Origin of the sequence: Microcoleus sp. CZ3-B2, from assembly GCF_036705055.1 — a bacterium.
Classification (GTDB): Bacteria; Cyanobacteriota; Cyanobacteriia; order Cyanobacteriales; family Microcoleaceae; genus Microcoleus.
On the sequence record NZ_JAUBTN010000040.1, the window covers coordinates 44,195 to 59,371 of the forward strand.

At 45.6% G+C, this 15,177-nt stretch carries 17 protein-coding genes and 1 tRNA gene; 8 read left to right on the forward strand and 10 right to left on the reverse strand.

Translation table 11 applies throughout. From position 1 onward, the window contains the following. The first annotated feature begins 62 nt into the window (after nt 1-62). Together QUA97_RS18120 and QUA97_RS18125 are read left to right on the forward strand one after the other, a co-directional pair. On the forward strand, nt 63-587 hold the full coding sequence (locus tag QUA97_RS18120; RefSeq protein ID WP_333195461.1) for a MerR family transcriptional regulator: 525 nt from the start codon (nt 63-65) through the stop codon (nt 585-587). A 181-nt stretch (nt 588-768) separates the two neighbouring features. Further along, nucleotides 769-2,634, forward strand: coding sequence for an ABC transporter ATP-binding protein (locus QUA97_RS18125; RefSeq protein ID WP_333195463.1), 1,866 nt, complete (start codon nt 769-771; stop codon nt 2,632-2,634). A 2-nt stretch (nt 2,635-2,636) separates the two neighbouring features. On the opposite strand, the gene QUA97_RS18130 is transcribed toward QUA97_RS18125, so the two are convergent. Continuing rightward, nucleotides 2,637-2,837 (reverse strand): hypothetical protein, encoded by a 201-nt coding sequence (locus tag QUA97_RS18130; protein ID WP_333195464.1) that lies wholly within the window; start codon nt 2,835-2,837, stop codon nt 2,637-2,639. Between the two features lie 71 nt (nt 2,838-2,908). Between QUA97_RS18130 and QUA97_RS18135 the strand changes: the two genes are divergently transcribed. Beyond that, complete coding sequence (locus tag QUA97_RS18135) at nt 2,909-3,505, forward strand: Uma2 family endonuclease (protein ID WP_194068573.1); 597 nt, start codon at nt 2,909-2,911, stop codon at nt 3,503-3,505. Nucleotides 3,506-3,740: 235 nt separating this feature from the next. On the opposite strand, the gene QUA97_RS18140 is transcribed toward QUA97_RS18135, so the two are convergent. Continuing rightward, on the reverse strand, nt 3,741-4,163 hold the full coding sequence (locus QUA97_RS18140) for a hypothetical protein (protein WP_333089901.1): 423 nt from the start codon (nt 4,161-4,163) through the stop codon (nt 3,741-3,743). 288 nt (nt 4,164-4,451) lie between these two features. Here QUA97_RS18140 and gnd point away from each other — a divergent pair, with 288 nt between their 5' ends. Next, entirely contained in the window at nt 4,452-5,906 is a 1,455-nt protein-coding gene (gene gnd, locus QUA97_RS18145) for a decarboxylating NADP(+)-dependent phosphogluconate dehydrogenase (protein WP_194068577.1), read from the forward strand. A gap of 34 nt (nt 5,907-5,940) precedes the next feature. Here the strand turns inward: gnd and QUA97_RS18150 are convergent, their stop codons facing one another. Then, nucleotides 5,941-6,216 carry a hypothetical protein gene (locus tag QUA97_RS18150; RefSeq protein ID WP_333195465.1) on the reverse strand — a complete coding sequence of 92 codons (276 nt, stop codon included), beginning with the start codon at nt 6,214-6,216 and terminating at the stop codon, nt 5,941-5,943. 171 nt (nt 6,217-6,387) lie between these two features. Between QUA97_RS18150 and QUA97_RS18155 the strand changes: the two genes are divergently transcribed. Together QUA97_RS18155 and arfB are read left to right on the forward strand one after the other, a co-directional pair. Continuing rightward, nucleotides 6,388-6,858, forward strand: a complete 471-nt coding sequence (locus QUA97_RS18155) for a restriction endonuclease (RefSeq protein ID WP_194068581.1) — start codon at nt 6,388-6,390, stop codon at nt 6,856-6,858. Between the two features lie 223 nt (nt 6,859-7,081). Then, complete coding sequence (gene arfB / locus QUA97_RS18160) at nt 7,082-7,495, forward strand: alternative ribosome rescue aminoacyl-tRNA hydrolase ArfB (RefSeq protein ID WP_194068583.1); 414 nt, start codon at nt 7,082-7,084, stop codon at nt 7,493-7,495. A 58-nt stretch (nt 7,496-7,553) separates the two neighbouring features. Here the strand turns inward: arfB and QUA97_RS18165 are convergent, their stop codons facing one another. Beyond that, a complete protein-coding gene (locus tag QUA97_RS18165; RefSeq protein ID WP_228050115.1) occupies nt 7,554-7,997 on the reverse strand; it encodes a helix-turn-helix domain-containing protein in 444 nt (147 codons plus the stop codon). A 73-nt stretch (nt 7,998-8,070) separates the two neighbouring features. Further along, nucleotides 8,071-8,352 (reverse strand): helix-turn-helix domain-containing protein, encoded by a 282-nt coding sequence (locus QUA97_RS18170; protein ID WP_194068585.1) that lies wholly within the window; start codon nt 8,350-8,352, stop codon nt 8,071-8,073. Nucleotides 8,353-8,676: 324 nt separating this feature from the next. Between QUA97_RS18170 and QUA97_RS18175 the strand changes: the two genes are divergently transcribed. Next, nucleotides 8,677-9,675 carry a hypothetical protein gene (locus QUA97_RS18175; RefSeq protein WP_194013064.1) on the forward strand — a complete coding sequence of 333 codons (999 nt, stop codon included), beginning with the start codon at nt 8,677-8,679 and terminating at the stop codon, nt 9,673-9,675. Nucleotides 9,676-9,682: 7 nt separating this feature from the next. Then, entirely contained in the window at nt 9,683-9,844 is a 162-nt protein-coding gene (locus QUA97_RS18180; RefSeq protein WP_228050116.1) for a hypothetical protein, read from the forward strand. A gap of 236 nt (nt 9,845-10,080) precedes the next feature. Here QUA97_RS18180 and QUA97_RS18185 read toward each other — a convergent pair whose 3' ends face one another. From QUA97_RS18185 to QUA97_RS18205, 5 genes are all read right to left on the reverse strand, one after another. Then, nucleotides 10,081-11,958: an RNA-binding domain-containing protein gene (locus QUA97_RS18185; RefSeq protein WP_194068587.1), complete on the reverse strand. Its 1,878-nt coding sequence runs from the start codon at nt 11,956-11,958 to the stop codon at nt 10,081-10,083. 53 nt (nt 11,959-12,011) lie between these two features. Further along, a tRNA-Val gene (locus QUA97_RS18190) sits at nt 12,012-12,085 on the reverse strand. 38 nt (nt 12,086-12,123) lie between these two features. Beyond that, on the reverse strand, nt 12,124-12,270 hold the full coding sequence (locus QUA97_RS18195) for a hypothetical protein (RefSeq protein ID WP_194068588.1): 147 nt from the start codon (nt 12,268-12,270) through the stop codon (nt 12,124-12,126). After that, entirely contained in the window at nt 12,249-14,273 is a 2,025-nt protein-coding gene (locus QUA97_RS18200) for a serine/threonine-protein kinase (protein WP_194068590.1), read from the reverse strand. The genes QUA97_RS18195 and QUA97_RS18200 overlap by 22 nt, the downstream gene beginning before the upstream one ends. 143 nt (nt 14,274-14,416) lie before the next feature. After that, nucleotides 14,417-14,863 carry an SRPBCC family protein gene (locus QUA97_RS18205; protein ID WP_194013045.1) on the reverse strand — a complete coding sequence of 149 codons (447 nt, stop codon included), beginning with the start codon at nt 14,861-14,863 and terminating at the stop codon, nt 14,417-14,419. Nucleotides 14,864-15,177 lie beyond the last annotated feature (314 nt).

Sequence of the window (15,177 nt, forward strand, 5' to 3'; positions counted from 1 at the left end):
CACAGCATCCATACCAGACAAGCTCTAGCCTCAGCAGGTTAAAACTACAATTTCAGGAAGCAATGGGGAAGCAAACCACTATGAACCAGATGTCAGGCTTTACACGACAAGAAACAATACATCTGGCAGGCTGCACGTCTAGCCGACTGGCTTATTTAGAAAAAGTAGGCTTAGTTATTCCTGAGAGATTTGGAAATAATGGCAGACCAACTGTAGTTTTTAGTTGGGAGCAGTTACTAGAAATTCGAGCAATTAAACATTTAAGAAGAGATGTTTCTTTACAAACCGTCAGAAAAATTATCAAATTTTTAGACGAAAGCGGTTATGACAACAGTCTGAGAGATAAGCAATTAGTTGTAGTTGGAGATGAAGTTTTTTGGATGAAGCAAGACTGGTCTGATTTTAGCGATCGAATACCCACAACCGTCAAAGTTGCTGGCAAAAAAAATAAAGAGGTAGGTCAGTACGTTTTACTGGTGATACCTCCATTAATTGATATCGTTAATGATATTTGGGAAGCTGCTAAAAAATCACGAGTAATAGACTTCAAAAGCTTTAAACAACGAGCTAAAGTTTTACCTGCCTAATATTTATTTAATTCTGGGCTTGAAGAAATTTTATCGATCGGTGTTTCGGAATTATATTTTTTGAATTTCACCTACTTATATTGACCAATACAGTGACCTGTCTGTGCTTGGCAAGCGGTTAATCAATACAGTTATAATATACCGTCCGGGGATGACTAGACCCGACACCTACCCACAAATAATGCAACCCATCCAAATTACCACATTCCAAGCTTTGCGGCGCAGCCTAAGCCTGATAATACAAGCCGCACCAATAGAACTCCGCAATTTAATAATACTCAACATCGTTCGCGGTGCAGCCCCATCTGGCGTACTATTTTTAGATAAATTAATCATTGATGAAGTCTCTCGCTTGCTGTCGCAACCCAAAACAGCACAGCCCTTAGCTTTGATACTTTCTCATCCAATATTGCTGTGGAGTATTGCCGGAGTCTTAACTCTCAAATTAGTCAGCGATTCCATCGATACAATGAGTTCCTTTACAGTAACATCTTTGCGCGATCGCCTTCAAGGTGCAGTTGAAGGAAAAGTTCTGGAAAAAGTCGCCAATTTCGACGATATCGCCCTGTTTGAAAACCCAGAACTCTTAAATATTGTAGAACTCGCAAAAACCGGAGTATCCCGAATACAACAACTAGCATTCAGCATCAGCATGACAATCACCGGAATTTTTATTTTTATTCCATCTGTCAGCCTTGCTGCTGCTATAGCCTGGTGGGTACCCGTGCTGATGTTAATCTCATCACTTCCCTCAATTTACATCGAAAGAAAATATACCAGAATCATCTGGAGAGTTCAAAAAAAGCAAGCTAAAATTAGTCGCGAAATGAACTTGTCATCACGAGTATTAACAGGGGAAGAATACGCTAAGGAATTGCGTTTATTTGGGTTGCAAGAACTTTGGCTGAAACGCTGGCAAAGTCAGTTCGTGCAGTTTTTTAGCGAGATGCAGGGCATCCGAAAAAAAGCATCAATTATTGTACTGTTGTGGTCGATATTTAGTAGAGTAGGAGTAGCTTTGCCTTTTGTTTATGTAGTAATGGGAGCTTTGGGAGGGCGCTATACTTTGGGAGATTTAGCCCTATATTCTGGTTTGATCGTCCAAGTAGAAAACAGTTTAGAATTATTGATTAATAGTTACACTAATTTGTACGATATTGGCCTCGGTGTCAGTCCGATTTTTCAACTATTGGATCTGAAGCCAGAATTGCAGTCTCCGCTGGTAAATGTAGCATCTCGCTTGCCAAACTTGCCGGATCGCAGCCAAGATGTTGAGGTGAGAAAAGATAAAATTGGCATCGAAATTAAGGATTTATCTTTTGGCTATCCCGGTAGCACTAAAAACACAATTACAGATATCAACTTAACCATCAATCCGGGGGAAATGCTCGTGCTTGTTGGGGAAAATGGCGCGGGGAAAACGACTCTTGGCAAACTCCTCGGCCGCCTGTACGACCCGACAAGTGGTACGATCGCCTGGAACGGTCAAGATTTGCGATCGTACTCCCTATCATACGTGCGATCGCGCATAGCAGTAGTCATGCAAGATTACGCCCGCTTCCCCTCCACAGTCCGCGAAAACGTCGGTTTCGGCGACTTGCTTTCCCTGTCGGATGACACCGCAATTAATCAAGCAATTTCCGAATCAGGAATCTCCGCTAAAATCAACAGTTTAGACAAAGGTTTAGAAACACCCTTGGGGAAACAATTAGAAGACGGTATCGACTTATCCGGGGGACAGTGGCAAAGAATTGCGATCGCCCGCGCCCTCATGCGGCTTTCTACAGCCGAAGTCCTAATTTTTGACGAACCAACCGCCGCCCTCGACCCCAAGACAGAACACGAAATTTACAGCATCTTCCGCCAAATCGCCGTCGGTAAAACAACGATTGTCATCAGCCACAGATTGGGATTGGCCAAAATTGCCGATCGCATCGCCGTCATGGAAAATGGTAAAATAGCCGAAATCGGAACCCACAACGAATTGATCGCAGCAAACGGCATTTACTGCTCAATGTTCACCCGTCAAGCTAGCAGCTATATTTAGAATCAAACAAACAAAATTTCGGTAGGGGCGGGTTCACCAACTATCTCCAACTCCAACAGACAAGCTACATAAACCCGCCCCCACCAAGCGACAGAAATACGATCGCACTTCCATCGCTGCGTAGCGAGAAACCGGGTTTCTGCGACAATTTGCAGTTGAGTACCAGAGATATCGGCAGAAACCAGGTTTCTGGGATGTGCCACTTTTTTGAAAAAATTGTCAGAAAGTGCGATCGACTATAATAAAATAAACCTAGTTGGCGATAATATCAACGATGGAAACTATAACTCTCAACCTACCAGCCACCGTCGCTTTAACAGACGAACAATTTTATCAATTGTCCATTGCTAATGAAGAGTGGCGACTAGAACAAACCCCCGAAGGAGAACTAATTATTATGCCTCCAACAGGCGGCGAAAGCGGCATCAGAAATTCCGATCTCAACCTGGGACTCGGTTTGTGGAATCGTCAAACTCGATTGGGAAAAGTCTTTGACTCTTCCACTATATTTCAATTACCCAACGGTGCGAAGCGTTCCCCAGATGCCGCTTGGGTACTCCTAGAACGTTGGGAAGCATTATCCGCAGAAAATAAGCGCAAATTTCCTCCCCTGTGCCCGGACTTTGTAATTGAATTGCGTTCTGCAAGTGATTCCCTAGAAACATTGCGGGCTAAAATGCGGTATTATCGAACTAATGGCTGTCGCTTAGGTTGGCTAATTGACCCGCAAACGCCTTTAGTAGAAATCTATCGGTTGTCCGAAGATGTAGCAGAAGTAATTAATTTCTCTTTTGACCAACCGCCAAAACTTTCGGGTGAAGACGTACTTCCCGGATTTGTTCTCGATCTTACACCTATTCTCAATCCTTAAATCTCGATCGCACTTCAATCGCTGCGTAGCGAGAAACCGGGTTTCTGCGACAATTTGCAGTTGACTACGAGAGATATAGAAAGAAACCCGGTTTCTAAGATTAGGAAAAATAGCGATAAACCAGGTTTCTGCGACAATTTGCAGTTGAGTACGAGAGATATAGAAAGAAACCCGGTTTATGAGATTATTGTGCCTCCGAAAAGTCGTAGCGTAGCGGGGCGTAAGCCATCGCCAATTACCTCCCAGTCAGCGTATCAGCATAAGGATCTGGCAAAGCTTGCTGCACCTCCAAAACCGACAAAGAATTACCAGTCAACGGTTCGCTAATCAACTTTTTTTTTACCCCGTCCCCGCGCCTGTCCCGTTCTTGCAACTTCAGCAATTCCTCTTGATACACAGCAACAATTCGCCCCAAACTCACCACCAAATCATCCCAATTCTCATCTCCCACCAACTTCTCAGAAATTCCCTCAAATAACTCTCCAGCTTGCCTTTTTTGAACATACGCTTTCAAAAGCTTTCCCGACTTTTGCAAAACCGCCTGATAAATATCGCCATCAGACCACCACAGTCCCTGTTGACTCAGCAGCCAAGTTAAAATATACTCGCGAGCGTGTTGCTCCTTCACCCAGGCCGCCAGATACTGCAAATCTTCCATAGTTACAAAAGTCTCCTAAATTTTCCTCAAAATGTGCGCTTGTTTGTATCTACTGCTACTGCGATCGGCATAATACCTGCCTTATTATCACTCGCCGATCTCTTTAATATCCCTTAAATCTTAAAAAAACCCTACTGATTTACCAAACAGCAATTCTGACAATATAAAAATAAACCTAAACCTCCTCGGTCTATTGTCCAATACTTTAGTCCACCGGAAAGCGGTACACCCCGCCTCGCTTTCCTCTATCTCAAATCAAACCTCAAGCGAAACTAGCGGGTTATTAGCATGACAAAGCAAAATTTTGGTTTAATCGGTCTAGCCGTAATGGGCGAAAACCTAGCCCTCAACGTCGAAAGCAGAGGCTTCTCCGTAGCTGTATACAACCGCACAACAGCTAAAACCGACGAATTCATGGCCAAACGCGCCCCCGGCAAAAACATAGTAGCCGCCAAGACTCTGACAGAATTCGTCGATGTCCTAGAAACCCCGCGCCGCATCTTAGTCATGGTGCAAGCTGGGAAAGCCGTAGATGCGGTTATCGACCAGCTCAAACCCATGCTGTCACCGGGGGACATGATCATTGACGGCGGAAACTCCCTCTACGACGACACCGAACGCCGCACCAAAGATTTAGAAGCAGCCGGACTGGGATTTGTCGGCATGGGCATCAGCGGCGGCGAAGAAGGCGCGCTCAACGGTGCTAGCCTGATGCCCGGCGGCACCCACGCCGCTTACGGCATCCTAGAGCCAATTCTCACAAAAATAGCAGCTCAAGTAGATGACGGCCCCTGCGTCACATTCATCGGCCCCGGTGGTGCCGGTCACTACGTGAAGATGGTGCACAACGGCATTGAGTACGGGGATATGCAGCTCATTGCCGAAGCCTACGATTTGCTCAAAAACGTGGCGGGACTGAACGGTCAGCAGTTGCAGGAAGTATTTGCCGAATGGAATACCACCGACGAACTCAACTCGTTTTTGATTGAAATTACCGCGAATATTTTCAAGTACATTGACCCCGAAACTAAGCATCCCTTAGTTGAGGTAATTATGGACGCGGCCGGTCAAAAAGGCACGGGCCGCTGGACTGTCATGAGTGCTTTGGAATTGGGCGTGAGCATTCCGACAATTATTGCTGCTGTGAATGCCAGAATCATGTCTTCTTATAAGGCAGAGCGCGTCAAAGCTTCCCAAGAACTAACCGGGCCTAGCGGCAAGTATGAAGGCGATACTAAGGAGTTTGTGAACAAAGTTCGGGATGCCCTTTACTGCTCGAAGATTTGTTCCTACGCGCAAGGAATGGCACTGTTGAGCGCGGCCTCGAAGTCGTACAATTACGACTTGAGTTTGAGCGAAATTTCCCGAATTTGGAAAGGTGGCTGTATCATTCGCGCTGGCTTTTTGGACAAGATTAAAACAGCTTTCAAGGACGATCCCGCGCTGCCGAATTTGCTGTTAGCGCCGGAGTTCAAACAGACCATTCTCGATCGCCAAACAGCTTGGCGCGAGGTGTTGTCTACGGCTAGCCTGCTGGGGATTGCTGTACCGGCCTTCAGCGCGTCGCTGGACTATTTCGATAGCTACCGGCGCGAAAGATTACCGCAAAATCTGACCCAAGCTCAGCGCGATTATTTTGGGGCTCACACCTACGAGCGCACCGACAAACCGCGCGGTGAGTTCTTCCACTCTGAGTGGACGCAGGCTGCTAAAGAGTCGCTGCAAACCGGTACTACTGATTAATTAATTTTTGTAGGGTGCGTTTCGGCGCACCTTACTAATTGATCTGGGGTTGCAAATTGTTTTGACGTTTGTTTTCGAGATAGGTTTTAATATATTCGTCGTTAAAGAGCGATCGGGCGATCGTCAGTGCTTCTTGTCTTTCTGCGTCTGTCATGTAATCGTCGCCTTTTAAACCTGATGGCGGGTGTCGAGGATCGCCGCCTGCATCGATCAATCGCTGACGTGCGTTAGCGAAGCCCTCGAAGAGGATCGCCATTAATTCTCCTAATCTGCGGTCTTGCTCTCTTCTGATATCATGCGGTTTCGTCATAGTTTTCTAGCTCGTCTATACGAACAATCTCGCCACTTTGTAATATAGCAGCCCTTGGTAAGACTCGACTTGGAGTTTCGATGTACCAAAAGCCCTTTTCATCATCATATATTCTCCAGATGAGTAAATCTGATACAATGATAGACATCTCTTTAAAATAAGTTGAATTTCATGAAGCCTTTTCTAGTGAGATCCGCTGCCGTTATCGGTGATATTGCAGCCTTGGTTTTTGATACATTAAAAGAAGAAGAGGAAAACAAACGTTTATTAGACAGTGGCATTTTAGAAGTGGATAAAATGACTGGAAAAGAGTTTGAAAGATTTCTTGATGTCCATTTTATAAACTGTGGTTATATTGTTAATTTAACTCAAGACAGTCAAGATTATGGAGCAGATCTAATTTTGTACAAAGATGGCTCAAAAACGGTGGTTCAAGCAAAAAGAACCCAAAGACCAGTTGGTATTAAAGCAGTTCAAGAAGTAGCAGGAGCGGTCAGATATTACAAAGGAAATAAAGCCCTAGTAATCACCAACAACAGATTTACACAAAATGCTTGCAAACTTGCTAAATCTAACGACGTAGAGTTATGGGATAGAAAAAAACTAATCGAACTCATCCTGATAGCTAAGAATTTTAAATAATATCAATTCCGGTTGCACTCATCCCGGAATTGTTGACTGTTTACTGTTAGTCAAAAAATAGCAACGGAGAGGACACGGCAGTGCCGTTTCCCTACCCCGATTAATTGTAGGGACACGGCACTGCCGCGTCCAGATTGTGGGTAATATCCTGTTCCCTAACTACAGTAAGTTATATATAAAAGATGCACTGCTTTCTCAGTATCTTTAATTTCACTTATTCATCATGTTACAAATTTCTAATACTGTGTTCATTCCAGATCGCGAAATCGAGATTAGCGCCATTCGCTCTCAAGGCGCAGGTGGGCAAAATGTCAATAAGGTGGCGAGTGCTATTCACTTGCGCTTTGATATCCCAGCTTCCTCATTGCCCGATCGCTACAAGCAGCGTTTGTTGCAAATCAACGATGGGCGAATCACCTCCGAAGGCGTGATTGTCATCAAAGCGCAGGAACACCGCAGCCAGGAACAAAACCGGGAGGAGGCTTTGAGGCGGCTGCAAGAATTGATTAAAAGTGCGATCGTCATCCCGAAAAGGCGCAAACCCAGCAAAGCGACTCGCTCCTCCCAGCGCAAGCGTCTCGACAGCAAAACCAAGCGGGGGCAGATTAAGGCTCTGAGAGGGAAAATTACTGATTGAGGGATGACTGGGGCGATCGCCCTCGCCTCTCCTATGGCAGACAACCTATATGTAGCTCTTACTTCTCCTGGCCCGAGGGCGATCGACTTGGTAAGTCATCGGGAATTTTAGTTACGTCTAATCCTAAAAGCTCAAACATAGTTTTTAGAGAAACTTGGTACAGGTTAGCCAGTGCAGCAACGTTTTCAACAGTTGGCATGGACTTTCCTGATTCCCAGTCAGCTTGCATCCGCTCAGAAACGCCGATATGTTGTTTGACTTGAGGGCGGGTTAGCCCAGCTTGTTCTCTGAGAAGCCTTAATGGAGACTTCTCTTTTTCTTGCGAATTTTCTTCCATAATACATGAAGCTTGTTTCATGAAGTGAACCTCTTGACTTCTACTGAAATATGAAGTACACTTCATGTAGACAGGCAAAGCAAAGGCGGCCGGGCGAGCCTCAAAGGTCAAAATGCAGGTTTGAAGAACCGCCTTATTTGTAGTTTCTACCAATTGTGCCTGCATACCCAAGCGTATTTTCCTGGCTTGGGTGTGCGACTCCAGCTTCTTTCCCTAGAGATTGGCGAACCCCTGCGGGTTAGTTGTCCGATCGCGAGGGCGATTTTACCGAAGGCATATCGTCAGGGATGTTGGAGATCTCAATGCCTAGCAATCTAGCGACGGTTTTGGGCGAAAGCTTTAACTCCCGGCATAGGGCGAAAAAATTGTCCGCCCGTGGCATTTTCCGACAATTAACCCAGGAATTCACTGTATTTAGAGAAACTCCTAGGTTTCGGGCTAGTTGTTCCTGAGTAGCTTCAGCCAATTGGATAGCTTCTTGAATAGTTTCTGGTTTGAGATAGTCTATATCTTGATTCATTAACACTAAAGTTATACAACTTTACTTGACAATCTATAATTATTTAACTAAAGTTGTAAATAACTGACATCACAAAAGGCGACCGGACGAGCCGAACATTCAAAACAGGCAGCTTTGAATAACCGCCCCAAACGTATTTTGGGGCTTGGGCCCATACCTCAAGTCTCTTTTGCTCAACGTGCCCGGAGGTGGTGCCATGTAAAAGGTCGATCGACCTACAGCACAACCCAACTCAAAATTGTATCAAAGAACCCGACCAAAACTTCCACTTTACGATCGCACAACTTCCGTGTTATCGTTCCATTTCTCCACCCATTCCCGATCGTGACCACATCTACCGAAAACTTCTACCTAGGCGATATCGCCTCCAACTTTCACTTTGCAGGCCCGCTGCTAGACTTTGAAGAAGAAATCCAAAATCAATCTCCGTTTCACGATTTAGACTACCTGACAGGGGAAATTAAAAGGGGATTTCTAGACTACGTGCGGCAAGGAATCATGCTGGACGCGATCAGAAAACTGCGATTGTACAAACACAAATTCAAAACTTTTAAAAGTTACTGCGAACAAGCATTAGGCAGACAGTATTTTTACTGCACGCAAATCATCAAATCTGCTGGCATTTGCCTGCGCTTAATCAAAGCCGGATTTGAGATTTTGCCAAGCTGTGTCGCTCAAGTTGTGCCTTTGTTCAAACACGCAGTTACAGACCAGTACGGTGACTGTGCTTTAGAGGAAAAGTGGCAAGAAGTGGTGGATGTCATCCCCAAAGAAAGGATTACCGCAGTAACTATTGCCGAAACTGTTGACAACAATCCCAACCTCCGGCTCAAGCAAATTCGCATCAAAACCGATACCTATGACCTTTTAACCAAAAAGGCGGCCGCTGCGGGAATGTCAGTTTCGGAATTTTTGGCGAGGTTGGTTGACGAATATAACCCTAGAAACCTAGAGCAGCCGGCGGAACACACTCCCGAACAAGAGGAGATTTTAGACCAGTTGGACGCGGAATTTAAGAAGCCGGCAGCGGAACAGTCTGCAACGGCAGCTAAAGGTAAAGTTAAATCTAAAGGTTTTGGAGGTAAAATTGAGCCGAAAGGTGCTAAAAGGGAAGTTAATGCGAAAAGTTCAGAAAGTGAAATTAAGGCGAAAAGTTCAGAAAGTGAAAATAAGTTGAAAAATCAGAGAACTGAAATTTTAGCAGAGAAACAGTCCAATTTATTTAAGGAGAAAAATAATGAAATCCTCAGCCCAAAATCCTATCATGCGTCAACTGAAGCTGATGGAGGCTCAATTAAGCGAGATTCAGTGCCAACTGATTAAAGCCACTGTGTTGAATTGGTGGCAAATTGTTTTGCCTGACGGACAAAAGATTGCGATCGAGCACGCGGGCGGCGGACACTGGATTTTTCGGGCTAACGGGCTGGAGAAATCGCATCCTGAAGTGCGTAAAGCTGTGTTAATGGCGATCGCCGAAGGTTGCCGCAAGTAATCTACGGATCTCGGGCGCGGCACGGTGCCGTGTCCCCGATCAAGTGGGCGATCGGGATTTCACAGGATGTTGGGTTGATTTGGGGATGTACGGGGGCGATACCTTCGGTCTGCTTCGCTTACGGCATTAGTATCGAAATTGGTTAAAAGTGCGATCGAAATATCCCAACTGTGCGGCGAGGTTTAAGATTCCGGCCTTGTGGGCTGATGGTTGGTGTCAACGATTTATTCTGGGGTTTAAGAAGATGGCTGAGTATCAGAAATCTTGTTGATTTCTTGAGACAATAAAGTTCTGTATGCTTGCTGAGGATGAGTTGGTTCGTTAGGATACCGTGCCTCTAATAAGCCTTGTTTTAACATCGGATTTACATAGTGGTTCCTGACACTATTTGGCGCACGACCCAATAAATCAGCTAATGTTCGGAGTTGTAAGTAATGTTCGGAGCAAATCTCTAAAATAACCTGCTCGACAAGCTCTTTGCTGGTGCGACCTTTGTCGCGAATTGGTGCAGCAATTTTTCGCAGATCCTCGTAATGTTCGGAGCTAGGCTCGTAATGTTCGGAGCTAGGCTCGTAATGTTCGGAGCTAGGCTCGTAATGTTCGGAGCTAGGAAGCAGTGAAAGCAAATTCGATTCACCTTTATTTGGTAGAGCATACAGAGTTCCACGCCCCCGACCAGAGCGTTCTAACCAACCATTATTGACGAATCGCTTGAGACATTCCCCTATATCTCTAGGGTGTTCTCGGCTGTAACACTGAATGTCAGCATTGCTAATTGCTCCTGATTGATGCGCCAATATCAAAATAATGCGCTCTAATTCTGTCAGTTCGCAATAGTCATCTCCCACGATTTCCCTTAATTCTTGTTCGACATTTTCGGGAATCATGCTCACCATTGGTAAAGCAACCAAAGTCATCTCTAACTCTAAGTTCTCTGATACCAAAGGAAACCATTGCTGCTCTATCCAAGCGCGGATCATCTTTCCAAAGCCAGATCCTGCTTTTTCTCCTAAGCCTAGCATTTGAAACATTTTTTGCAAATTAGGGTTGCGAGGATCGCTAACGCCACCTTCGTAAAGCTGCTGAAGAGAAATTCTCAGACGACCCGGATTAGAAAACGAAAAACCATTTTTGTACTTAGTAATTATTAAAGGGCGAGTTGATTGATGATCTGCATGAATAAGAGTGTTGACTAAAGCCTCTCGCAATGCTTCGTGCACATGAGTTTCGCCACGACGCACGGCATCTTTGTCTAGTTGAAAAGGAACATCTAAATCATTAACTAAACGAGTATAAACGCGATAGTAGAAGTTAAATAAATTAGGTTCCCACTTGCCATCAAGTGTTAGTCTGTAAGTCCACCGTGTTTCTGGATAGCCAGAAAGTTGCTCCTGATAATCAAGTTGGTAGTGAGGCAGTGCATCTAAAATGCTTCGTTCCCGACCAAACATCAACAAACCAGCAATAGTTAACCCTTCTTTACCCGTGCTGCGATCGCGACTCCATCCTCCTAACTGACGCAACAAGTCCAAATCGTCTAATGCCAACCAAGGATGATCCGGTTCTCTAGAGCTAAACCGTTGACGAAAGGATTTTAATGTTTCTGCATCGATATCGCTAAGGTCGAAACCTTCTAAAATTTGGATATCTTGAGGTGCATCATTGGCATCGCGCAGCATTTGGCGAACTTCAGCATCAGTGCAGCGGTAATCCCCCTGATGATTGCGCTTATATGTCCCAATCATGGGATTATTGTTAATAAAAACCGGGCGTTGGGTTCTTGTTGCTCTGGGAACTTTAATGACAACTAAATTATGAGCTTCTATCTTCAAAGTTTGCAAGTCAGAATTGCCACAAATTGGGAAGTTGAGTTTTTGCGAATTATTATGATTATTCCAAAACTCTTGAATTAAAATATTAGGATTGCGGACACCTGAAACCTCAAACCCTGTGCGAGTTTCTTTAACCCCAAGAACAATATAGCCGCCATCTGTATTAGCAAATGCTGATACTGTTTCCCAACTGCTTTTGGGAAAACCACCGTCAGCAGACTTAAATTCAATGTCTTGGTCTTCTCCAAGGTTTATGCGATCGAGTAATGTTTCTAAATCCATTTCCTTCTCTCTAAAGCAGAGTTAATAACCTAGCTATAAAGTTTAGAAAGCTATGGACACAACTGGACTCGAACCAGTGACCCCTACGATGTCAACGTAGTGCTCTAACCAACTGAGCTATGCGTCCTCACGAATTAATAAATTAGCACAACATTCGATCGCCTGTCAAGCATAAATATTCAAAAATTTATCGACTCCCGCCCAAGAAACCCGGTTTTTCACCAATATCAAGGGCTGCAAGCAAATATTTTCCGCAAAAAACCCGGTTTCTGCATCCCGTTCGATCGCCCCTACAACCCAATTCCCCGCCAAATCTTCACAGTTCGATCGCCCCCACCGCTAGCCAAACACCCCCCATCAGCACTAAACGCCACCGACAAAACCTCCCCCTCGTGCCCAGTCAGAAGTTCCAGCAAACCCCCCGTCGCCACATCCCACAAATAAATCGAACCATCCCGACTCCCCGTCGCCAAAACCCCACCATCCGGGCTAAACGCCACACACAAAACATCCCCAGAATTGTCCCTCATACTCCGCAACAGCGTACCTTCCCCCCCTGCATCCACCCGCCACAGCTTCGCCGTACCGTCCCGACTCCCACTAACCAAAACCGATCCTTCTCCAACTCCCCCCCTTACCAAGGGGGGGCTGGGGGGGGTCTGACCGGCAAAAGAGCTGGAGGGGGTTCCAGCAAAGGCGATCGCCCGCACCCAATCCCCGTGCTCTGCTAAAGTACAGATCGATCGACCATTGCGCCAATCCCATAACTGCACAGTCTTATCCCGACTACCACTAGCCAAAAACTCCCCAGCAGGACTAAAAGCCACCGCCTCCACCCCACCAGCGTGACCAGTCAAAACCGACATCGGCCTACCCCTATTCAAATTCCATAACTGCACAGTCTTGTCCCGACTACCACTAGCCAAAACCTGACCGTCGCGACTGAACGCCACAGCATAAACCCGATCCTCATGACCGCGCAAAGCGTACCACCACTTACCCTTATTCAAATCCCAAATTTGAATCGTCTTATCCCGACCACCGCTAGCCAAAGTCGCACCATCAGGACTAAACGCCACACAAGTCACCCAGTCAGAATGACCCGTGAGAGTGTACCAGCGCTTACCCGCCTCCAACTTCCAAATCTCAATCGTCTTATCCTCACTCCCGCTAGCCAAAGTCGCCCCATCAGGACTGAAAGCTACCGACGTGACAGCATTAGAATGCCCTACCAGAGTATGAACGCACCTCCAAGTAGGCGCGCGGGTCGGCAAAACCCGCTGCTTCCGGGGCACAGGTATAATCGTGCCTGCAACCGTTGGCGGCACCGTATTCTGCACAGCAGGCGCAGTCTGTGGCACTGGAATTGCTATTGGCGCGGGAGTCGGGGGAACCTGTGGAGGCGACTGCTGCGGCTGCAAATCTTGGAGAATCTCAGCTACAGATTTGTAGCGGCGACTGAGACTCGACTCGATCATTTTGTCCAGAATGCGGCTTAATTTCGGAGGGATTTGAACCTTCAAAAAATCTCGCCAAACCCAAACATCCTGATTGATATCGAACAAATCAAAAGGAGATACTTGAGTCAGCAAATAAATGCAAGTAACACCCAAACTGTAAAAATCGCTGGCATAAACTGCTTGGCCTCTAATTTGTTCCGGCGCGACGAATTCCGGCGAACCGATTACTGTACCGGTTTCTCTCAAACCTTCCACAAGTTTGGCGGCGCCAAAATCAACTAAAACTAATTCCCCGGTTAATGTGGGGTAACTATAATTTATTGGAGTTTGAGAAAGACGGCGGCGGATAATATTGGGCGGTTTAATATCTCGGTGAATGACACTGCGCGAGTGCACGAACTGCAATACTGGTAATAAATCATTCAGCAAACTCAAAATTTGATTGGTGCCCAAAGGCCCATTTCGCACTAATTCTTGCTGTAAATTCTCACCTTCTATAAATTCCTGCACTAAATACTGATAGCGTTCCTGTTGAAAGTGCGCCAGCAATTCGGGAATTTGTGGGTGTTGCCCCAATTCGTCCAGCCGCACGGCTTCTCGGTTGAATAATTCTGCTGCTTTCTCGCTGCTGCTGGTTCCTTGGGATAGGGGGAAAAACTGTTTGATTGCACAGCGCGGTTTTGAGGGTTTGTCTTGGTCTATTGCTAAAAAAGTGCGACCGAAACCGCCGCGCCCGAGGGGTTTGATGGCGCGGTAACGCTCTCTGAGTAACAGTTTGGAGCCGCAACTCAGGCAATATTGGGTGCGATCGGCATTTTGCGGTTTTTGACAGGCGGGGTTTAGGCAATAACTCATAACTGAACCGGGAAGCTATCAGCAGCATATTTCTATGATACTGAGGTACAAGACATCTCGGCTATGGCGTTACAAATTAAAATTAAAGGACTGAAGTCCGAACATCAAACTGGCTCGATCGTTTGGACTTCAGTCCTCAGAATTTAAGCTTTCGCTTTAACATTCAGAGCATATTCTTTAAATCTTTCCAAGTCAGCCTGAATAGTCGATTCAACAACTCGCGCTAGAAATGAATTGTCCATCAATTTTGCCAGCCAACCGGGAACTCCATAGGCCACTGTCAGTTTGACTATGCTGCTGTTTTTGCGATCGTAAAATCGCACCGCACCCCGATTCGGCAAACCGTCTACCGATTCCCACTGAATTATCTGATTCGGCACTAATTTCAGAATCCGAGAAAGCCAGCTAAATTCTAACCCGCCCGTTGCGAGTTTCCAACGAGATAATTCTGGGTTATCTTCAAGAATGCGAACAGAGTCTATCCACTTCATCCAGCGCGGCATTTGTTCTAAATCCGACCAAAGTTCCCACGCTAATTCGATAGGAATTGCCACTTCTACTTGTACGCTATGTTCTAACCAATCAGTCATGGGATTTTAGATATTTTAGATTGGGAATGGGGCATGGGGCATGGGGCATGGGGAATTGGTTATATCAAATCCGGTAGCATCGGAATTATTAGAGTGCGAGCGTCCTAGATCGCTACCTAAATAGCGATCGAGGACGCTTGCACTCTCGTCGATAGATAGAAATATATAATTCCAATGCAACGGGAAACGATATTATTGGTTATTATTACCAACAAATAGGAACCAATAACCAACAACCAACTAATGACTAATGACTAATGACTAATGACTAATGACTAATGACTAATGACTAATGACTAATGACTAATGACTAA